At 64.9% G+C, this 21,442-nt stretch carries 15 protein-coding genes; 13 read left to right on the top strand and 2 right to left on the bottom strand.

Annotated elements, in window-relative coordinates; genetic code table 11:
• The first annotated feature begins 7 nt into the window (after positions 1-7).
• Complete coding sequence (locus F4U94_RS11135; protein WP_120250841.1) at positions 8-1,537, top strand: DHA2 family efflux MFS transporter permease subunit; 1,530 nt, start codon at positions 8-10, stop codon at positions 1,535-1,537.
• Here F4U94_RS11135 and F4U94_RS11130 read toward each other — a convergent pair.
• Positions 1,534-3,111, bottom strand: coding sequence for an ABC-F family ATP-binding cassette domain-containing protein (locus F4U94_RS11130; protein WP_120250840.1), 1,578 nt, complete (start codon positions 3,109-3,111; stop codon positions 1,534-1,536). The genes F4U94_RS11135 and F4U94_RS11130 overlap by 4 nt on opposite strands.
• Before the next feature lie 431 nt (positions 3,112-3,542).
• Here F4U94_RS11130 and F4U94_RS11125 point away from each other — a divergent pair, with 431 nt between their 5' ends.
• The 8 genes from F4U94_RS11125 (at position 3,543) to cobA (ending at position 14,915) form a co-directional block, all read left to right on the top strand.
• Positions 3,543-4,124 carry an ANTAR domain-containing response regulator gene (locus F4U94_RS11125; RefSeq protein ID WP_120250839.1) on the top strand — a complete coding sequence of 194 codons (582 nt, stop codon included), beginning with the start codon at positions 3,543-3,545 and terminating at the stop codon, positions 4,122-4,124.
• Positions 4,121-5,335, top strand: a complete 1,215-nt coding sequence (locus tag F4U94_RS11120; protein WP_120250838.1) for a CmpA/NrtA family ABC transporter substrate-binding protein — start codon at positions 4,121-4,123, stop codon at positions 5,333-5,335. Before F4U94_RS11125 ends, F4U94_RS11120 begins: the two co-directional genes overlap by 4 nt.
• 342 nt (positions 5,336-5,677) lie before the next feature.
• Complete coding sequence (locus F4U94_RS11115) at positions 5,678-6,925, top strand: nitrate/nitrite transporter (protein ID WP_120250837.1); 1,248 nt, start codon at positions 5,678-5,680, stop codon at positions 6,923-6,925.
• A 189-nt stretch (positions 6,926-7,114) separates the two neighbouring features.
• Positions 7,115-8,323 carry a hypothetical protein gene (locus F4U94_RS11110; protein WP_120250836.1) on the top strand — a complete coding sequence of 403 codons (1,209 nt, stop codon included), beginning with the start codon at positions 7,115-7,117 and terminating at the stop codon, positions 8,321-8,323.
• A gap of 206 nt (positions 8,324-8,529) precedes the next feature.
• The gene (gene nirB / locus F4U94_RS11105) at positions 8,530-11,055 is read left to right on the top strand and encodes a nitrite reductase large subunit NirB (protein ID WP_120250835.1); all 2,526 of its coding nucleotides are present in this window, start codon (positions 8,530-8,532) and stop codon (positions 11,053-11,055) included.
• 6 nt (positions 11,056-11,061) lie between these two features.
• Positions 11,062-11,397: a nitrite reductase small subunit NirD gene (gene nirD / locus F4U94_RS11100; RefSeq protein WP_120250834.1), complete on the top strand. Its 336-nt coding sequence runs from the start codon at positions 11,062-11,064 to the stop codon at positions 11,395-11,397.
• Between the two features lie 139 nt (positions 11,398-11,536).
• A complete protein-coding gene (locus tag F4U94_RS11095; RefSeq protein WP_120250833.1) occupies positions 11,537-14,146 on the top strand; it encodes a nitrate reductase in 2,610 nt (869 codons plus the stop codon).
• The gene (gene cobA, locus F4U94_RS11090; RefSeq protein ID WP_120250832.1) at positions 14,133-14,915 is read left to right on the top strand and encodes a uroporphyrinogen-III C-methyltransferase; all 783 of its coding nucleotides are present in this window, start codon (positions 14,133-14,135) and stop codon (positions 14,913-14,915) included. Before F4U94_RS11095 ends, cobA begins: the two co-directional genes overlap by 14 nt.
• Positions 14,916-14,936: 21 nt before the next feature.
• Here cobA and mobA read toward each other — a convergent pair whose 3' ends face one another.
• Positions 14,937-15,476 (bottom strand): molybdenum cofactor guanylyltransferase, encoded by a 540-nt coding sequence (mobA, locus tag F4U94_RS11085; RefSeq protein WP_120250831.1) that lies wholly within the window; start codon positions 15,474-15,476, stop codon positions 14,937-14,939.
• A gap of 47 nt (positions 15,477-15,523) precedes the next feature.
• On the opposite strand from mobA, the gene F4U94_RS11080 reads away from it, so the two are divergent.
• The 4 genes from F4U94_RS11080 (at position 15,524) to fdhF (ending at position 21,433) form a co-directional block, all read left to right on the top strand.
• On the top strand, positions 15,524-16,426 hold the full coding sequence (locus F4U94_RS11080; RefSeq protein ID WP_120250830.1) for a LysR family transcriptional regulator: 903 nt from the start codon (positions 15,524-15,526) through the stop codon (positions 16,424-16,426).
• A 95-nt stretch (positions 16,427-16,521) separates the two neighbouring features.
• On the top strand, positions 16,522-16,974 hold the full coding sequence (locus tag F4U94_RS11075) for an NAD(P)H-dependent oxidoreductase subunit E (protein ID WP_120252167.1): 453 nt from the start codon (positions 16,522-16,524) through the stop codon (positions 16,972-16,974).
• Positions 16,971-18,590 (top strand): NADH-ubiquinone oxidoreductase-F iron-sulfur binding region domain-containing protein, encoded by a 1,620-nt coding sequence (locus tag F4U94_RS11070; RefSeq protein ID WP_150411906.1) that lies wholly within the window; start codon positions 16,971-16,973, stop codon positions 18,588-18,590. Before F4U94_RS11075 ends, F4U94_RS11070 begins: the two co-directional genes overlap by 4 nt.
• Complete coding sequence (gene fdhF / locus F4U94_RS11065; protein ID WP_150411905.1) at positions 18,587-21,433, top strand: formate dehydrogenase subunit alpha; 2,847 nt, start codon at positions 18,587-18,589, stop codon at positions 21,431-21,433. The genes F4U94_RS11070 and fdhF overlap by 4 nt, the downstream gene beginning before the upstream one ends.
• Positions 21,434-21,442: the final 9 nt, after the last annotated feature.

Here is a 21,442-nt window from a genome sequence, read left to right as displayed (position 1 = left end):
GCGGGTTATGAGCGGCGACGACGATATTTTTTCGCGGCTCTCCCCGCGCAGCCGGACGCTGGCGGGCCTGGTGCTGGCGATGAGCAATCTGATGGTCGTGCTCGACCTGACGATCGCCAACGTGTCCGTGCCGCACATTGCCGGCAACCTTGGCATCTCGCCCGATCAGGGCACCTGGATCATCACTTCCTATGCGGTGGCGGAGGCGATCTGCGTGCCGCTGACCGGATGGCTGGCGCAGCGTTTCGGCGTGGTGCGCATGTTCACCTGGGCGATGATCGGCTTTGGCCTGTTTTCCGTTCTGTGCGGCTTGTCCTCCACGCTGGGGATGCTGGTCGCCTGCCGGATCGGGCAGGGCATTTGCGGCGGGCCGATCATGCCCATGTCGCAGACGTTGCTGATGCGCATCTTCCCGCCCGAAACGCGCGGGCGGGCCATGGGCATGTGGGCGATGACCACCCTGATGGGGCCGGCATTGGGGCCGATCGTCGGCGGGTATATCAGCGACAATTGGAGCTGGCACTGGATCTTCTTCATCAACCTGCCGATCGCGGTGGTGTGCATATTGGCGGCGCAGGCGCTGCTGAAGCCGGTGGAGACGGAGACGGCCAATGTGCCGATCGACAAGGTCGGCCTGTTCCTGCTGGTGTTCTGGATCGGCTGTTTGCAGGTGATGCTGGATATCGGGCGCGATCATGACTGGTTCGCCGATCCGTTGATCCTCGCGTTGGCGCTGATGGCGATCGTCGGTTTTGTCGCCTTCGTCATCTGGGAGCTGACCGAGGAGCATCCGGTGGTGGATCTGCGCATCTTCCGCCATGTCGGCTTCAGTTCCGGCCTGTTCACCATGTCGCTCTGTTTCGGTTCCTATTTCGCGAGCATCGTTGTCATTCCGCAATGGTTGCAGATGTCGATGGGCTATACCGCGACCTGGGCCGGCATCATCACCGCGCTGACGGCGATGGCGGCTTTGTTCACCGCGCCGCTGGCGGGCTTCCTGCTATCGCGTGTCGACGTGCGGCTGATGATTTCGGGCGCGGTGGCGTGGATCGGGATCATGTCGCTGTGGCGCGCGCACTGGACGAGCGGTGTCGATTTCTACACCATGGCCATTCCGCAATTCGTGCAGGGCTTTGCGCTGCCCTTCTTCTTCATTCCGCTGACGACGCTGACGTTGGGGTCGGTGCGGCCGGAGGAGACGGCATCGGCGGCGGGCCTCCAGAATTTCGTGCGCACCATGGCGACCGCGATCGCGACATCGCTGGTGCTGACCAGTTGGGGCGACAGCCAGCGCGTGTCGCGCAGCGACATGGCGAATGTGCTGCAACCCGACCAGACCCAGTCGATGCTGTCGAGCATGGGCTTTTCCGCCGAGCAGGCGCGGCAGACCATTTCCAACATCGTGGAGCAGGAGGCGATCGTCATGGCGGTCGATCATGTATTCTTCCTGTCGGCGCTCATCCTGTTCGCAGCCGCCGTGATCGTGTGGATCGCGCCCAAGCCGCGCGCCAATGTCGATACCTCCTCCGCGCATTAACCCAGGGCGATGCGGCGGGTGATGCCGATCGCGTCGAGGAAAGCGGGATCGTGGCTGACCACCAGCAGCGCACCGTCATAGGCGGCCAGGCCCTGTTCGACAGCCGCGATGGAATCGAGGTCGAGATGGTTGGTCGGCTCGTCCAGCAGCAGGAGCGGCGGTAGATTTTCGCCGCCCAGCACGCAGGCGAGCGCGGCGCGTAGCCGCTGGCCGCCGCTCAGGCTCTCCACCCGTTGCAGCGCCAGATCCGCGCGGAAGCGAAAGCGAGCGAGCGCCGCGTGGATGGCGTTGCGGGTGGCGCCGGGGTGCAGGCGGGCGAAATTGTCTGCGATGCTGGCATGGGGATCGAGCAGGCCCGCATGCTGATCGAGCAATGCGCAGGCGACGGGGCGATGGGCCTGGCCCGTCAGCGGTTCGATCTGGCCAGCGATCAGATGCAGCAGCGTGGATTTGCCCGCGCCGTTGGGGCCGGTGATAGCGATGCGTTCCGGACCGGCGACGGTCAGGCTGAGGTCGCGCAGCGGGGGATGGGCCGGATCATGGCCGGCCGTCACCCCGCCCAGCGTCAGCAAGATGCGGCCCGGCGGCACATGGGCCGAGGGGAGGGCAACGGTGAGCGGGGCAAGGATTTCGATCTGCGCGCGGGCATCGGCGATGGCGGCCTGCGCTTCGCGGCCCTGCTGCTGGGCGCGGCGGGCGGCGTCGCCGCTCGATTGTTCGGCCTGCTGTTTGCGTTTCCCCAGCAGGATGCGGGGCATGCCGCCCTTTGCGGCCTGCCGCGCGCCTGCGCCATCGCGGCGCTGCTGCCGCTCGGTCGCGACCTGGGTCTTGCGGGAAAGGTCGGACGCCTGCCGCTCGGCATGATCAAGTGCATGCTGTGCGGCGGCCAGTTCGATATCCTTGCGTGCGCGCCAGCTGGACCAGTTGCCGCCATGACGCGCAATGCCGAGGCTGGTGAGTTCGGCGATCGCATCCACCTGCTCCAGCAGGGTGCGGTCATGGCTGACGATGATCGCGCCACCGCGCCAGCGATGGAGCAGAGTAGCGAGCGCGTCGCGGCCGTCAGCGTCCAGATGATTGGTCGGCTCGTCCAGCAAAAGCCAATCGGGCCGGGTGAAGATCGCCGCCGCCAGCGCCGCGCGGGTGCGCTGGCCGCCGGACAGGTTGGCGAGAAGCGTCAGCGGGTCGGCGGTCAGCCCGACCTCCGCCAATGCATCGGTCAGGCGACTGGGCAGCGTCCAGTCGCAAGCGTCCAGTTCGTCCATGGTCGCGTCGCCCGCCTCGGCCTTGTCGAGCAGGCTCAGGGCGGCGCGGTCGTCGAACAGGTCGGCCAGCGTCTGGCCGGGCGTCGGCTCCAGTGTCTGGTGGAGCATGGCGATGCTGCCTTCAACCCGGATGTCACCATTTGTGGGGCGGATTTCGCCTGCAATCAGGGCAATCAGGGTCGATTTGCCGACGCCGTTGCGGCCGATCAGACCGATGCGTTCAGAGGCGAAGCGGAAGTCGAGGCCGGCAAGGACGGCGGTGCCGTCAGGCGCGGACCAGCTGAGTTTCGAGAGGGTGATGGCAGGCATGGACGATAACTTTCCTGAAGGCATAGCAATTGGGCTTTGCGGTCAGGGCGATGTCCATGGCGGCGATCCTTGTCGGTTCAGGCGAAGGTGTATCGTAGGCAGGTGAGGGATGAGAGGCAAGTTGCAAGCATTTGAGACGTTCCTTCTCCCTTGGAGGGAGAAGGATATGAAGCCTTACCGCGTGGCGGTTAGGCGAAGTTGGATGAGGGGGATTGGCGCAAGATTGGCGTACTGCCGCGAGGTTGCTTCCCCCTCACCCAGCTACAACTAGGCAGCAAGCTGCCAAGTCTGCGCAGCCCTCTCCCCCAAGGGGAGAGGGATAAGGACGTTCCGCTTCCCACCTAAACGCGCCCGTCACCTCCCACACCGCGCCTCCCGATTGACGCGGCGCAGCATTGGCGCCACTCACGGGGCAAAAGAGGCAAGGGTAGATGCGAATCGTCATCATCGATGACAGCGGGTTGCGTGCGACCGTCCTGGAGGAAGGGCTGCGCGAGGCGGGCTATGACGATATCCATATCGTGCCACCGCGCGGTGCGTTCGTCGCGCGGCTGGAGCGGATGGCGCCCGACGTGGTGCTGATGGATCTGGGCAGCCCGAGCCGCGATACGCTGGAGGAGATGCTGATCGTCAGCCGCGCTTTGGCCAAGCCGATCGCCATGTTCGTGGATCAATCCGATGACAGCATGATCGGCGCGGCGATCGATGCCGGCGTGTCGGCATATGTCGTCGATGGCCTGCGCAAGGAGCGGGTGAAGCCGGTGCTGGAACTGGCGGTGCGGCGCTTCAACGCCTTTGCCAAGATACAGGGCGAACTGGACGAGGCGCGCACCGCGCTGTCCGACCGCAAGATCATCGACCGGGCCAAGTCGATCCTGATGAACCAGCGGTCGCTGAGCGAGCAGGATGCCTATGCGCTGTTGCGGTCGAGCGCGATGAACCAGGGCAAGAAGATCGTGGAGGTGGCGCAGGCGTTGATTACCGCCAGCGATTTGCTGGGAGGAGGGCTATGACGACGCCATTGAAGATCGCCTTCCTGCCGCTGACCGATGCGGCCGTGCTGGTGGCGGCGCAGGAACGGGGCTTTGCCGAGGAAGAGGGGCTGCGGCTGGACCTTATCCGCACGACCAGCTGGGCGACGTTGCGCGACCGGTTGGTTTTTGGACAGGTGCATGCCGCGCAGATGTTGGCGCCGCTGGCGGTGGCTGTGACTTTGGGGCTGAGCCAGCAGCCCGCCGCGCTGGCCGCGCCCTACAAGCTGGGCGTCAACGGCAATATGCTGGTGATGGCGAGCGATTTCGCCAAGGCGCTGGAGCCGGATGTCGCGGCGCGGCTGGCCGATCCGCTGGGAACGGCGCATGATTTTGCCGCCGCGATCGGGCTGTGGCGGCGCAAACCGATCATCGGCGTGGTGCATCGTTTTTCCAGCCATAGCCTGATGCTGCGTTACTGGCTGGCCAGCGCGGGTGTGGACCCGGACAAGGATGTGGTGCTGCGCGTGCTGCCGCCGTCGCTGACGGTCGAAGCGATGCGCGCGGGCGAGATTGACGGCTTTATTGCGGGCGAACCCTGGGGCAGCGCGGCGGTCGAGGCGGGGCTGGCCGAGACGGTGGCGATCGGCGAGCGGATCTGGCGACGCGGCGTGGAGAAGGTTCTGGCCTTCCGTGAAAGCTGGCTGGAGGAAAATCCCGAAACGGTTGACCGGTTGCTGCGCGCGCTGGCGCGGGCGGCGGCCTGGTGCGACGATCCGGCCCATCATGGGGCGCTGGCCGATCTGCTGGCCGATCCACGCTATGTCGATCAGCCGGCCGAACTGATCGGCCGGGCGCTGAATGGGCAGATCGTGGCGCGGGCGGGGGAGGCGCCGATCGCCAATCCCGATTTCATGCTGTTCAGCCGTGAGGCGACGTCCTTCCCATGGCGCAGCCAGGCGTTGTGGATCTACTCGCAGCTGGTGCGTTGGGGCATGGTCGAGCATGACGCGGCGAGCGTGGCAAAGGCGGGCGGGGTGTTCCGCCCGGACGTCTATCGCCAGGCGCTGGCGGACAGTGACGTCGCCATGCCGGGCGCGAGCATGAAGCTGGAAGGGGCGATGGACCTGCCGCTGGCGGTGGGATCGCGCCGGGGCGAACTGACGTTGGGGCCGGATCGTTTCTTCGACGGGCGGGTGTTCGATCCTGACAGGATAGAGGATTATCTGGCGGGGTTTGCGCCGACGGGGTGAGAAATGGCTGGGCGAGCCAGTTTTTCGTCATGCCAGCGAAGGCTGGCATCGCTCTTCTTATGATCTACAGAATTGAAAAGGCAGAGAGATCCCAGCCTGCGCTGGGATGACGGGGGTTGGGGTAAGTCGCCGCCCTATTTTGTGCCTTGCAACATGACGCATCTTGCAGGATGATCATGGAGTCGCGCATCGAAGCGCGCTGATCCGGATGTGCCGTCCCAAGGGTGGGATGGCCGTCCTCACCAAATTTCGCAGCAAAGCCGCTGACTGGACTTACCAACTAGGTAACGTCCGGCCTGCGGCTTTTTTCGTGTCCATTTTCCATCTATTGGGGGACGTAGCATGGCAACCGCTTATTGGGATCGCGAAGGACAGGAGGCCGAAACGGCCGCGCCCGCGACCAGCTTCTGGAAGGCCGGCCATATGCCGACCTTGATCGCTGCCTTTCTCTATTTCGACCTCGCCTTCATGGTTTGGGTGCTGCTGGGGCCGCTGGCCCCGATGATTGCCAAGACACTGATGCTGACCCCGGCCGAAAAGGGGCTGATGGTCGCGACGCCGACGCTAGCGGGTGCGCTGCTGCGCGTGGTCAACGGGTTGCTGGTCGATCGGATCGGGCCGAAGCGGTCGGGCGCGATCAGCCAGATCATCGTGATTGCCGGGCTGTTCACGGCCTGGGCGATGGGGGTCAACAGCTTTGGCGGGACGCTGGCGCTGGGCGTGATATTGGGCTTTGCCGGCGCCAGCTTCGCGATCGCGCTGCCGCTGGCGAGCCGCTGGTATCCGGCCGAGCATCAGGGCAAGGCGATGGGTCTGGCCGGCATGGGCAATAGCGGCACGGTATTGGCGTCGCTCTTCGCGCCGATGCTGGCCAAGCTGTTCGGATGGAACGCCGTGCTGGGTCTGGCCTGTATTCCGCTCAGCATCGTGTTTGTCGTCTATATGATCATGGCCAAGGATGCGCCCAACGCGCCGGCGCCCAAGAAGATGATCGACTATTTCGAGCCGCTGAAGCAGGGCGACGCCTGGTGGCTGATGGGGCTATATTCCGTGACGTTCGGCGGGTTCGTGGGTCTGGCTGCGTCCTTGCCCATCTATTTCACCGACCAGTTCGGCCTGACCCCGATCATCGCGGGTTACTGCACCGCCGGCTGCGTGTTCGCCGGGTCGCTGGTGCGGCCGATGGGTGGTGCGCTGGCCGACAAGATCGGTGGCGTGAAGACGCTGACCATGGTGCTGGTCGTGGCGGCGCTGGCGCTGGCGGGCGTGGCCTATGCGACGACGCTGATCGGGGCGCTCGGCTTCTTCGTGCTGGCGATGCTGGCGCTGGGGACGGGCAACGGGTCGGTGTTTCAGTTGGTGCCGCAGCGGTTTCAGGCGGAAATCGGCGTGATGACGGGACTGGTCGGCATGGCCGGCGGCGTTGGCGGCTTCTACCTCGCCAGTTCGCTGGGGCTGGCCAAGCAGATGACCGGCAGCTTTGCGCCGGGCTTCCTGATCTTTGCTGGGCTGGCGCTGGTAGCGCTGGCGGGCCTGACGCTGGTGAAGGCTAAGTGGCGCGCCACCTGGACCAGCGGCGCGCGCATCTGAGGGTTGGAGAGGAGGGCGGCGGCACGGACCGTCGCTCCAATCCATATCCATGGCGTTCGGGCTGAGCCTTTCCAAGTCCCATCTTTCCATGACGGCATGAAGAAAGAGCAGCCCTTCGACAGGCTCAGGGCGAACGGATTTTTATTCTGAGCTCGATGCTCCAATTCGTCCGAGGGGGGACGATTTTTCATGAAGATACTATTCGCATCGGCGGCCGTGCTGGCCGTCGCGGGGCCGGCTTATGCCCAGACCATCAGCCTGAAGCCGATTGCCGAAGCGCGGTTGCGCTATGAGCATGCCGATCAGGATGGGTTGGCGCAAGATAAGGCCGACGCGCTGACCGTGCGTGCTCGCGCCGGGCTGACGGCCAGCAGCGGCGCCCTGTCGGCAACAATCGTGGGACAGGGGACGCTGGCTGCCGTCGATGATTATCATGACGGGCTGAATGGCGCGGCCACGCGGCCGATCATCGCCGATCCGCAGAATATCGCGCTCTACATCGCCCAGCTGCAATATAGGACCAAGGCGCTGACGCTGACCGGCGGGCGGCAGAAAATCGTGCTGGATGACGAGCGGTTCGTGGGCAATGTCGCCTTTCGCGACAACGCGCAGACGTTCGACGCGGTGCGGGCGGAACTGACGCCGGCCAAGGGACTGAAGCTGGATGTTGCCTATGCGTGGAGCGCACGGACGATCTGGGGTTTTCAGGGCAAGGGCGCGCGCCAGCAGGCGGTGAGCGGGGACACTATCCTGGCGAACCTGTCCTATGTGACGCCCGTCGGCACGCTGACCGGCTTTGCCTATCTGGTGGATCAGGATGAGGCGGCGGTGCAGGCGTTTCGCCTGTCGAGCCAGACCTATGGGGTGCGGCTGGCGGGAGCGCGCCCTTTGTCGACGGTAGCGAAGATCAGCTATCAGCTCAGCTATGCCCGCCAGTCCGATTATCATCGCAATCCCAATGATTATGGCGCGGATTACTGGCTGGCGGACGCGACGCTGGATGTGCGCGGATGGAAGCTGAACGGTGGCTATGAGGTGCTGGGCGCCAGTAGCGGTGCCGCTTTCACCAGCTTCCAGACGCCACTCGGCACCAATTTCAAATTTCAGGGCTGGGTGGACAAATTCCTCACCACGCCGGCCAATGGCATCCGCGATCTCTATGTCGGGGGCGGCTATGGCTGGAAGCAGATGGGGCCGCTGACCGGCGTGACGCTGGCGGCGACATGGCATCGGTTCGAGAGCGATCGGCTGGACCAGCATTATGGCGACGAGATCGACCTTCTTGCATCCGCCAAGGCAGGGAAGACCGCGCTGTCGCTGCGCTACGCCCATTATGATGCGAAGGCGATGGCGAGTGATACGGACAAGATCTGGGTGCAGGCGGACTGGTCCATCTGATTGAAAAAGCATGAGAGGAATCGCTTGAGCATGCAGGCGATTCCCCATATGCTGCACTGCAAGGGACAAGGATGTCCCCACACACATGCCGCGGCGGTTCAGGGTAGAACCGGCAAGGCACTATATGATGGCAAAGCCGCCATCCTGACTCTCGGTTCTCACCGGGGGTCAGGATGGCGGCTTTTTTGGTTTCTGGAGTGTCGGGGATGGAATTTCAGATCGGAACAATCGAGCCGGCGGTGGATAGCGGGGACGATATCCGCGTGCCGGCCGACGATGTGCGGGAGCATCTGGTGGTCGTGGGCAACGGTATGGCCGGGTGCCGCGCGGTCGAGGAACTGCTGGCGCGGGATGGGGGGCGCTATCGCGTCACCGTCTTCGGGGCCGAGCCTTATGTGAATTATAACCGGATCATGTTGTCCCCGGTGCTGGCGGGCGAGAAGACGTTCGAGCAGATCGTCATCAACGACCGCGCCTGGTATGACGACAACGGCATCGAGCTGATCGCGGGCGATCCGGTGACGGCGATCGACCGGGCGGCCAAGAGGGTGACGGCGCAGAGCGGCCGCAGCGTCCATTATGACAAGCTGTTGATCGCGACCGGTTCCGACCCGTTCATCATTCCGGTGCCGGGCAAGGATCTGCAGGGCGTCATCAGCTTTCGCGACATGAAGGATGTCGACACGATGCTGGCGGCGGCCGAAGCTGGTAAGGCTTTGGGCGGCGGCGCTGCGGTGGTGATCGGTGGCGGTCTGCTGGGGCTGGAGGCGGCGCATGGGCTGACCCTGCGCGGCATGAAGGTGACGGTCATCCACCTGATGGACACGCTGATGGAGCGGCAACTGGACGAGGCGGCGGGCTGGCTGCTGAAGAGCGCACTGGAGGGCCGGGGTCAGACCATCCTGACCGGCGCCAATACCGAAAGCATCTATGGTGACGGCAAGGTCGAAGGTGTCCGCCTGAAGGACGGCACCGAGATTCCGGCCAGCCTCGTCGTGATGGCTGTGGGCATCCGTCCCGCGACGGCGCTGGCGCGCGAAGCGGGGCTGGAGGTCAATCGCGGTATCAGGGTCGACGACCATATGGTCACCAGCGACCCCGATGTCCTCGCCGTCGGCGAATGCGTCGAGCATGACGGCAATGTCTATGGCCTGGTCGCGCCGCTGTGGGATATGTGCCGCAGCCTGGCCGATGGGCTGACCGACCAGCATAGTGGTTATAAGGGGTCGGTGACCTCGACCAAGCTGAAGGTCGCGGGGCTGGACGTCTTTTCCGCCGGTGATTTTTCGGGTGGTGAAGGGTGCGAGGATATCGTCCTGCGCGACGCTTCGCGTGGGGTCTATAAGCGGGTCGTCGTGAAGGACGACAAGGTCATCGGCGCGGTGCTGTACGGCGATACCGTGGATGGCGGCTGGTATTTCGACCTGCTGAAGCGCGAGGAAAATGTCGCGGACATTCGCGATCTGCTGATCTTCGGACAAGCCTTCGCCCAAGGAGGGGGCGCGCTGGACCCTAAGGCGGCCGTTGCGGCGCTCTCGGACGATGCCGAGATTTGCGGCTGCAACGGCGTCAGCAAGGGTCAGGTCGTCGCCTGTATCGAGGCGGGCAATGGCAGCCTGGATGCCGTCCGTTCCACCTGCAAGGCATCCGCCAGCTGCGGCAGTTGCACCGGCATTGTCGAAAATCTGTTGGCGGTGGTGCTGGGCGACGACGTCAAATCCGGGCCGAAGACGCTATGCAAATGCACCAGCTTCACCCATGATGATGTGCGGCGGGAAATCGTGGCGCAGAATATGCGCTCCATCCCCGAGGTCATGCAGTTGCTGCACTGGTCGACCCCGGATGGCTGCTCCTCCTGCCGTCCTGCGCTCAATTATTATCTGCTCTGCGCGCTGCCGGGAGACTATCAGGACGACCAGCAGAGCCGCTTCGTCAACGAACGCATGCACGCCAATATCCAGAAGGACGGCACTTATTCGGTCGTACCGCGCATGTGGGGTGGCCTGACCAACCCGCGTGAATTGCGCGCGATTGCCGACGTGGTCGAGAAGTTCAACGCGCCGATGGTGAAGGTGACGGGCGGCCAGCGGCTCGACATTTTCGGCATCAGGAAGGAAGATCTGCCCGCCGTCTGGGCCGACCTGAATGCCGCGGGCATGGTGTCGGGCCATGCCTATGGCAAGTCGCTGCGCACCGTGAAGACCTGCGTAGGTAGCGAATGGTGTCGTTTCGGCACGCAGGATTCGACCGGCCTTGGCGTCAAGATCGAGCGGATGACCTGGGGATCGTGGATGCCCCACAAGTTCAAGATCGCCGTGTCGGGCTGCCCCCGCAATTGCGCGGAGGCGACGATCAAGGATTTTGGGGTGGTGTGCGTCGATTCCGGCTATGAACTGCATGTCGGCGGCAATGGCGGCATCCATGTCCGCGCCACCGATTTCCTGTGCAAGGTCGCGACCGAGCAGGCGGCGATGGATTACTGCGCCGCCTTCACTCAGCTCTATCGCGAGGAAGCCCGCTATCTGGAGCGGACCGCGCCATGGATCGAGCGGGTGGGCGTCGATTATATCAAGCAGAGGATCGTCGAGGATGAGGCGGGGCGCGAGGCGCTGAGGGCGCGCTTCCTCTATGCGCAAAGCTTCAGCCAGGACGATCCATGGGCTGAACGTGCGGCCGGCCAGCATGCCGAACTGCACCAGCCGCTCGCCCCCTTTGCCACCGCTGCGGAGTAACCCCTCATGACGACATGGATCGATATCGGCACGCTAGCCGACATTCCCCAGCGCGGCGCCCGCACGGTGCAGATTGATGGGCAGAAGGAAATCGCGGTGTTCCGCACCGGCGACGATCATGTCTTCGCGCTGGTCGATGAATGTCCGCACAAGAAGGGACCGCTGAGCCAGGGCATCGTTCACGGGCATAATGTCGCCTGTCCGCTGCATAACTGGAATATCGCGCTCAGGACGGGTGAAGCGCAGGGTAATGATGAGGGCTGCACGCCGACCATCGCGGTGCGGGTGGAGGGCGAGCGGATTTTGATCGCCCGGCCGGTCGCGATGCCGGTGGCGGCGTGAGGGTGCGATTTCGTTCTCCCCTCCCTTTCAAGGGAGGGGTCGGGGGTGGGTGCGCCGCGTCAGCGGCGCTTGCACCGGTGATGTTGCAGGCCCGCTTCGCTCGCACCCACCCCAACCCCTCCCTTGGAAGGGAGGGGCTATGACTAGCTCTATCCGCACCACCTGCGCTTATTGCGGTGTTGGTTGCGGCATAGCGGCCACGCCGACCGGGCCGCGCTCGGTCGTGATCAAGGGGGATGAGGCGCATCCGGCCAATGGCGGGCGCCTCTGTTCCAAGGGCACGCATCTGGGCGAGACGGTCGGGCTGACCGGGCGGTTGTTGCATCCGATGATCGGCAGCAAGCGCGCCAGTTGGGACAAGGCGCTGGATCTGGTCGCGAGGCGGTTTCGCGAGACGATCGACCGTTACGGCCCGGACAGCGTGGCCTTCTACGTCTCTGGCCAGTTGCTGACCGAGGATTATTATGTCGCCAACAAGCTGATGAAGGGCTTCATCGGGTCGGCGAATATCGACACGAACAGTCGCCTCTGCATGTCGAGCGCGGTGGCGGGCCACAATCGGGCATTTGGTGAGGATGTGGTGCCCGCCAGCTATGGGGATCTGGATCAGGCGGACCTGATCGTACTGGTCGGCTCCAACACCGCCTGGTGCCACCCGATCGTTTACCAGCGCATACAGGCGGCGCGGGCGGCGCGCGGTACGAAGCTGGTCGTCATCGATCCCCGCCGCACCGAAACCTGTGAAGGCGCCGACCTGCATCTGGCCATAAAGCCGGGTACCGACGTCGCATTGATGAACGGGCTTCTGGCCTCGTGTGAGGCGGAGGGGATCACCGATCCTGCCTTCATGGCCGATCATGTGACCGCGCCCCAAGGCTTTTGGGAGCATATCCGCACCGGTCATGATCTGTGGACGACGGCCGCGACCTGCGATGTGGAACCGGCGCTGCTGAAACAGTTTTTCGAGCTGTTCGCCGCGACCCCGCGCACCATTACGATGTTCAGCCAGGGCATCAACCAGTCGATCCGCGGCACCGATCAGGTCAATGCAATCATCAACGTCCATCTCGCCACCGGCCGTTTCGGCAAGCCGGGCGCAGCGCCTTTTTCGATCACGGGCCAGCCCAACGCCATGGGCGGGCGGGAGGTGGGCGGCCTGGCCTCTACGCTGGCGGCGCATATGGATTTCGCGCCGGACAATGTCGCGCGCGTCGGCCGTTTCTGGGCCGCGCCGACGATGGCGACCAAGCCGGGGTTGAAGGCCGTGGACCTGTTTCGCGCGATCAACGAAGGGCGGATCAAGGCGCTGTGGGTGATGGCGACCAACCCGGCCGTTTCCCTCCCCGATGCAGGCCGGGTGCGGGAGGCGCTGGAGTCGATCCCCTTCCTCGTCGTGTCGGACATCATTGCCGATACCGACAGCAGCACCCATGCCCATGTCCGCCTGCCCGCCGCCGGTTGGGGCGAGAAGGATGGGACCGTCACCAACTCCGATCGTACCATCAGCCGGCAGCGCCCCTTCATGACACTGCCCGGAGAGGCGAAGCCGGACTGGTGGATCGTAACGCAGGTTGCGCGGCGGATGGGCTGGCGCAACGCTTTCGCCTATGAGCGGCCGGCCGATATCTGGCGCGAGCATGCACGCCTGACCGCGTACCAGAATGACGGCGCGCGGGTGCTGAACCTGCGGGCGCAGGCCGCGATCGGCAATGAAGCCTATGACGCGATGGCGCCGTTTCGTTGGGGGGGCGATGCGCCATTTGCCGGTGGCTTTTCGACGCCCGACCGCAAGGCGCGGCTGGTACTGACCCGCCAGATGGACGTGCAGGCGCCGCTCAAGGACTGGCCGATGACGCTCAACACCGGCCGTTATCGCGACCAGTGGCACACGATGACGCGGACCGGCCTCGCCCCCAAGCTGGCGCGGCATCGCGAGGAGCCGCTGGTGGACATCCATCCGTGCGATGCGCAGGCGCTGGGTATCGCCGACCGCGATCTGGCCCGCGTCCAGACGGCGCAGGGGCACAGCATCTTTCGCGTCGCCTATAGCGAAGGGCAACGGCCTGGCGAGATTTTCACGCCGATCCACTGGACCGACCAGATATCGAGCGGCGGGCGAACCGGCCTGCTGCCCCGTCCACTGGTGGACCCGCATTCGGGCCAGCCGGGGTTCAAATCCACCCCGGCCAGCGTCGAGCGGGTCGCGACCGAGTGGACGGGTTTCTTGATCCTGCGCGGACAGGATGCGGTGCGGCTGCCCTGCCTTTGGGCGACCAAGGTGACCGTGCCGGGCGGCGCGCTATATGAGGTGGCGGGCAATGGCGATGTGGCGCGGCTGGAGGCCTGCCTGCCCAAGGGCGACCGGGTCGAGGCGATCGACCGAACGCGCGGGACGCGGCGGGTGGCGATCATCCAGGAGGGCAAGCTGGCGGGGATATTGATCGTCACGCGTACCGGTTTGCTGCCTTCGCGCGACTGGCTGATCGGCCAGTTGTCGGCGGAGAATGTGGGCGCGACCGTGCTGGCCGCGCGAGGGCCGGGTAGCCAGCCGGACAAGGGCGCGACCATCTGCGTCTGTTTCGACATCGGCCTCAACCAGATCGTCGCGGCGATCCGTGACCAGCAACTGGTCGATGTGCCGGCCATCGGCAAGGCGCTGGGCGCCGGCACCAATTGCGGATCGTGCCGGCCGGCGATCGCCAACATCCTTATGCAAATATCGCAGGAGACGCTCCATGCAGCCGAATGATCTGATTGCACCCGGTGAAGTCTGGCTGGTGGGCGCAGGGCCGGGCGATCCCGACCTGCTGACGCGCAAGGCGGAGAAGCTGATCGGGGCGGCGGACATCGTCTTTTACGACGCGCTGGTCGGGCCGGGCGTGCTGGATATGATCGCAGAGGGCGTGGAGCGAGTCAGCGTGGGCAAGCGATCGGGCCGGCACTCGAAAGCGCAGGACAGCATCAACGACTTGCTGCTGGCGGCGGCGAAGGTGGGCAAGCGCGTCGTGCGGTTGAAGGGGGGCGATCCGTCGATATTCGGCCGGTCTGCCGAGGAGATGGCGCATCTGGCGAGCGAGGGCGTGCGCTTTCGCATCTGTCCCGGCATCACCACCGCCAGCGCGGCGGCGGCGAGCGGTGGTGCGTCGCTGACGTTGCGCGGGGTGGCGCGCGGGCTGACTTTGGCGACGGCGCATCTGAAGGCAGGCGAGCCGCTGACGCTGGACTGGGAGGCGCTGGCGCGGCCGGGCGGGACGCTGGGCATCTATATGGGACGCGCGGCGGCGGGTGAGATTGCGCGATCGCTGATCGCGGCTGGGCGCGATCCCGAAACGCCGGTGATGGTGGCGGTCAATGTGTCCTTGCCCGGCGAGCGACTGATCCGCGGCAAGCTGTCAGCGCTTGCGTTTCTGGTGCAGACGATCAGCGATGAAGATCCCACCTTGCTGCTGATCGGGGAAGCGGTGGCGGGGACGCCTGCGTTGGCGGACGTGGCGATGGGTGCGATGATCGAGGCCTGATAAGGACCGGCTTCAACAGGCTCAGCCCGAACGGGGATGGGCGGCAAGGTTCGCCAGATCCTCCGGTCGGTTGATGTTGGGCAGGATGAGGCCAGGCACCTCCACCACGCGCGCGCCGATGCGCTCCAGCCAGCCATAGATGGAGCGGTTATTCTCTTCGCCCAGATGCGCGTCCAGTTCGGGCGCCAGTGTGGCGGGCCACCAGCCGAGCAGTTGCTGGCCATGCAGGATGGCGGCGTTATCGCCGATCAGCGCGGCGGGTAGCGCGGCAGGATAAATCGGCATGTCGCAGCCGGTGGTGAGGACGCCGACGAAACCGTGGCTGAGCGCATGGTGGAGCGCGGCATTGAGGCCGCCCAATGGTCCCATGCCGGGATGGGGGCGATCCGCCAACCCGCCGTCGCGACCGCAAATGACGACCTCCGCAACATGGGGCGCCAACCCGGCCCGCGCATGATCGAGCAGCGTGACCCCATCGAGAAGGGCCATCGCCTTGTCGCTGCCAAAGCGGCTGGCCCGGCCGCCGGCCAGTACCGCGCCCAAAATCGGTCCTTCGCGCAACCACGCCTCCCTTGATAGCTATGCTCTATAAGGCATAAGGTGGGAGAATGCAGACCCGCCTTGTCGAATATTTTCTGGCGCTGGAGCGCGAGGGCCATTTTGCGCGGGCGGCGGCGCATTGCAACGTGTCGCAGCCGACGCTGTCCGCCGGCATCGCTACGCTGGAGGCGCAGCTGGGCAAAAGGCTGATCCTGCGCGACCGCAAATATGGCGGGCTGACGGCGGAGGGGGAGGCGATCCTGCCCTGGGCGCGGCAGTTGGTGGCGGCGGCCGAGGCGTTGGGGCAGGCGGCGGAGACGGCGCGGGGACCGTTGAAAGGCGAATTGCGATTGGGCGCGATCCCGGCGGCGATGCCGGCGATCGGCTGTCTGGTCGCGGCGATGCTGGCGCGGCATCCGGGCCTCAACGTGTCGATCCGGGCGCTGACGTCGCGGCAGATCGAGCGGGAGCTGGCGGCGTTCGAGCTGGATGCGGGCCTTACCTATCTGGATTTCGAACCGCCTGCCCATGCGCTGTCGGTGCCGCTCTATGTCGAGCGCACGATGGTGGTGAGTGCGGTGGATGGCGTGGCGATCCCCAACCCGCTGGATTGGGCCGATCTGGCGCGGTTGCCGCTTTGCCTGCTACATCAGGGGATGCAGAACCGCCGTATTCTGGATGCGCGCCTGTCCGAACGAGGACTGGCGCTGCGGCCGCTGGTGACGGCTGACTCCTATGTTGCACTGCTGGGGCTGGTGCGGCAGGGGCGGCTCTGTTCCATCATCCCGGACAGCCATGCCAATCTGCTCGACGGGCTGGCCTGGGCACGGACGCATGCCATGCCGGCGCCGGACGAAGGCAGTCGCGTCGGCGTGATCGTGTCGGACAGCGCGCCGATGGGGCCGCTGGCGCAGGCGGTGCTGGGCGTGGCGCGCGAACTGTGTCTGCCGTCCGGCTTTCGGATTGCGTGATAGTCATTCTCTATCAACGATATCGGACTTCGATTTGACCCGCTGATGGCTCGCGCGCAGGATCATGCGCAAAATGAGCCAAAAGGCAGGGTATGATGGAAGAGTTTATCGGCGCCTGGACCGCGCGCCATGGCACGACGCGCGACGGATTATTGCCGCTGCTGCACGCGATGCAGGAAGAGGGCGGCTATATCGACGATGCGTGGGTGCCCGCGATCGCAAAGGCGCTGAACCTCAGCCGGGCCGATGTGCATGGCGTCATCACTTTCTATCATGATTTTCGCCGGATGCCGCCGGGCCGCCATGTCGTGAAACTGTGCCGGGCGGAAAGCTGTCAGGCGCGGGGCGGTGCGGCGATCGAGCAGGCGGCGGCGCAACGGCTGGGCGTGGCGATGGGTGCGGTGCGGGCTGATGGGCAGGTGGCGCTGGAGCCGGTCTATTGCCTGGGCCTGTGTGCGGTCGGTCCCAATGCGCTGGTCGATGGGCGGCCGGTGGCGCGCATCGATGCCGCCGCGCTGGAGCGGATCGCGCTGGAGGTGGCGGCATGAGCCGGGTTTTCATCAGCCGCGACATGGCTTCGGTGGCGCTGGGCGCGGACGAGGTGGCGCGCGCCTTTGCCGATGCCGGTTGCGCGGTGGTGCGCACCGGATCGCGCGGTCTGTTCAGCATCGAGCCTCTGGTCGAGGTGGAGATGGACGAGGGGCGGATCGGTTTCGGGCCGGTCGGGCCGGACGATGTGGCGGCGGTGCTGGATGGCAGCCATGCGGCGCGGTTGGGCAAGATGGAGGATTTGCCCTTCTTTGCCGGGCAACAGCGTTTCACCTTCGCGCGCTGTGGGGTGATCGATCCGCTGAGCCTGGATGATTATGCGGTATTGGGTGGCTGGGTCGGTCTGGAGGTAGCGCGGGCGCAGGCGCCGCAAAAGGTCGTCGATGCGGTCAAGGCGTCGGGCCTGCGCGGGCGTGGTGGGGCGGGATTCCCTACAGGCATCAAGTGGCAGACCGTGCTGGATGCGCCGGCGGGCGACAAATATATCGTCTGCAACGCCGACGAGGGCGACAGCGGCACCTTCGCCGACCGGATGTTGATGGAGGGCGACCCCTATTGCCTGATCGAAGGCATGGCGATCGCGGCGCATGCGGTCGGGGCAGGCTATGGCTATATCTATATCCGCTCCGAATATCCCTATTGCATCGCGACGATGCGTGCGGCGATCGAGGCGTCGGCGCACATCGTCGCGCCTTTCGTGCTGGAGGTGCGCGAGGGCGCGGGGGCCTATGTCTGCGGGGAGGAGACAGCGCTGCTCGATTCGATTGAGGGCAAGCGCGGGCAGGTGCGGGCCAAACCACCACTGCCGGCGCTCAAGGGGCTGTTCGGTCAGCCGACCGTCATCAATAATGTGCTGTCGCTGGCCGCCGTGCCGTTCATCCTGGCCGAGGGGGCGGAGGCTTATGCGGCGGTCGGCTTCGGCCGGTCGCGCGGGACCATGCCGGTGCAACTGGCGGGCAATGTGCGGCATGGCGGGCTGTACGAGATCGGGTTTGGGATCACGCTGGGCGAACTGGTGCATGACATTGGTGGCGGCACGGCGAGCGGGCGACCGGTGCGGGCAGTGCAGGTGGGCGGGCCGCTGGGCGCCTATTTCCCGCCGAGCATGTTCCATCTGCCGTTCGATTATGAGGCTTTCGCGCAGGCGGGTGGGCTGATCGGTCATGCCGGCATCACCGTGTTCGACGACAGTGTCGACATGGCGCATATGGCGCGCTTCGCGATGGAATTTTGCGCGGCGGAAAGCTGCGGCAAATGCACACCCTGCCGGATCGGATCGACGCGCGGGGTGGAGATTATGGACCGGATTATAGGCGCGCGAGAAAGCGCAAGTTCCGTTCGAGCTGAGCCTGTCGAAGCACATGCTGGCCCTTCGACAGACTCAGGGCGAACGGGGGAGGGGTATCTGAATCGAGCGCTGTATTCCCGCGCGCCCGACCGGATCAATGTGTCGATCGAAGCGCAAACCAATCTGCTGCGCGATCTGGCCGATACTATGAAATATGGATCGCTTTGCGCGCTGGGGGGCTTCACACCTTATCCGGTGCTGAGCGCGCTCGATTATTTTCCTGAGGATTTCGGCGCGGATGCGCCCGTGAAGGAGGCCGCGGAATGAGCTTTTCCCGCGAAACCGACCATGGCACGCCGCCGGCGCTGGCGACCGGCAAGGCCATCACCCTGACCATCGACGGGCAGAATGTCACCTTGCCCGAAGGCACCAGCATCATGCGCGCCGCATCGCTGCTGGGCGGCTCCATCCCCAAATTATGCGCGACCGACAATGTCGAGAGTTTCGGATCGTGCCGGCTGTGTCTGGTGGAGGTGGAGGGGCGCAACGGCTATCCCGCATCCTGCACCACGCCGGTCGCGCAGGGCATGGTGGTGCGCACCCAGACCGAGCGGTTGAAGCAGTTGCGGCGCGGCGTGATGGAACTCTATATTTCCGATCATCCGCTCGATTGCCTGACCTGCGGCGCGAACGGGGATTGCGAATTGCAGGATCAGGCGGGCGCGGTGGGCCTGCGCGATGTGCGCTATGGCTATGATGGCGCGACGAATATGGGGCAGGCGAAGGATCAGTCGAACCCTTATTTCGATTTTGATCCCAGCAAGTGCATCGTCTGTTCGCGCTGCGTGCGGGCGTGCGAAGAGGTTCAGGGCACTTTCGCGCTGACCATTGAGGGCAAGGGATTCGACTCCAAGGTATCGCCATCGCAGGGCGAGGATTTTCTGGGGTCGGAATGTGTGTCCTGCGGGGCGTGCGTGCAGGCTTGCCCGACCGCCAGCCTGATCGAGAAGGTGGTGGTGGAGATCGGCACGCCCGATCGCGCCGTCGTCACCACCTGCGCCTATTGCGGCGTCGGCTGCACCTTCCGCGCGGAAATGCGGGGGGAAGAGCTGGTGCGGATGGTGCCGTGGAAGGACGGCAAGGCCAATCGCGGCCATAGCTGCGTCAAAGGGCGCTTCGCCTGGGGCTATGCCCAGCATCAGGACCGGATTCTCAACCCCATGATCCGCGCGTCGGTGAGCGAGCCGTGGCGCGAAGTGTCGTGGGAGGAGGCGATTGCTTACACCGCGAGCGAGTTTCGCCGCATCCAGGGCAAATATGGGACGCGCAGCATCGGCGGGATCACGTCGAGCCGTTGCACCAACGAAGAAACCTTTCTGGTTCAAAAATTGATCCGGCAGGGGTTCGGCAACAACAATGTCGATACCTGCGCGCGGGTGTGCCATTCGCCGACCGGCTATGGGTTGAGCCAGACTTTCGGCACGTCGGCGGGGACGCAGGATTTCGACAGCGTAATGCATGCGGACGTGATTCTGGTCATCGGCGCCAATCCGACCGATGGACATCCGGTGTTTGCGTCGCGCATGAAGAAGCGGCTGCGGCAGGGCGCGAAGCTGATCGTCATCGATCCGCGCCGTACCGATCTGGTGCAATCGCCCCATATCACGGCGGAACATCATCTCCCCTTACGGCCCGGCACCAATGTCGCGATGCTGACCGCGATCGCCCATGTGGTCGTGACCGAGAAACTCTATGACGAAGCCTTCATCCGCGAACGGTGCGACTGGGACGAGTTCATGGATTGGGCGGAGTTCGTGTCGGAGGCGGCGCGTTCGCCCGAGGCGATCGAACCGCTGACCGGCGTGAAGGCGGAGGAGGTGCGGGCGGCCGCGCGGCTCTATGCGACCGGGGGCAATGGCGCGATCTATTATGGATTGGGCGTTACCGAACATTCGCAAGGCAGTTCGACGGTGATGGCGATCGCCAATCTCGCCATGGCGACCGGCAATGTCGGGCGTGAAGGCGTGGGCGTGAACCCGCTGCGGGGTCAGAATAATGTGCAGGGGGCGTGCGACATGGGCAGCTTCCCGCATGAGTTCAGCGGCTATCGCCATGTGTCGGACGACGCCACGCGTAGCCTGTTCGAACGGACATGGGGCGTGACGCTGGACGCCGAGCCTGGGTTGCGCATTCCCAACATGCTGGACGCGGCGACCGACGGCACGTTCAAGGGGCTGTTCGTGCAGGGCGAGGATATTCTCCAGTCCGACCCCAATACCCATCATGTCGCGGCGGGGCTGGCGGCGATGGAGTGCGTGGTGGTGCAGGATCTGTTCCTGAACGAAACCGCCAATTATGCGCATATCTTCCTGCCCGGATCGACCTTTTTGGAGAAGGACGGCACCTTCACCAATGCCGAACGGCGCATCCAGCGCGTGCGCAAGGTGATGGCGCCGCTCAATGGCTATGCCGATTGGGAGATCGTGCAATTGGTGGCGAATGCCATGGGGCTGGCTTGGACCTACGACCATCCCGCGCAGATCATGGATGAGATTGCGGCGCTCACTCCGACCTTTGCCGGCGTGCATTATGACCGGCTGGAGGCGGAGGGGTCGTTGCAATGGCCGGCCAATGATGCCGCGCCGGACGGAACGCCGACCATGCATATCGACGGCTTCGTTCGGGGGAAGGGCAAATTCGTCGTCACCGACTATGTGCCGACCGACGAGAAGACCGGGCCGCGCTTCCCGCTGTTGTTGACCACCGGGCGCATCCTGTCGCATTATAATGTGGGCGCGCAGACGCGGCGTACGGCCAATACCGCTTGGCATCCCGAGGATCGGCTGGAAATTCATCCGAGCGACGCCGACAATCGTGGCCTGAAGGATGGCGATTGGGTGACGCTGCGCAGCCGGGCGGGGGAGACGACCTTGCGCGCGCTGATTACCGAACGGGTCGCGCCGGGGGTGGTCTATACGACCTTCCACCATCCCGAGACGCAGGCCAATGTCATCACCACCGACTATTCGGACTGGGCCACCAATTGCCCCGAATATAAAGTGACGGCGGTGCAGGTGATGGCGTCCAACGGGCCGAGCGATTGGCAGCAGGATTATGCGGAGCAGGCCCGGACCAGCCGCCGCATCGTCCCGCTGGAAGCGGCGGAATAGGCGGGACAT

This window comes from Sphingobium limneticum, from assembly GCF_008710155.1.
Lineage (GTDB): Bacteria > Pseudomonadota > Alphaproteobacteria > Sphingomonadales > Sphingomonadaceae > Sphingobium > Sphingobium limneticum.
The sequence above is the reverse complement of the archived record's forward strand: the minus strand, read 5'-3'. Positions and strand labels throughout refer to the sequence as shown.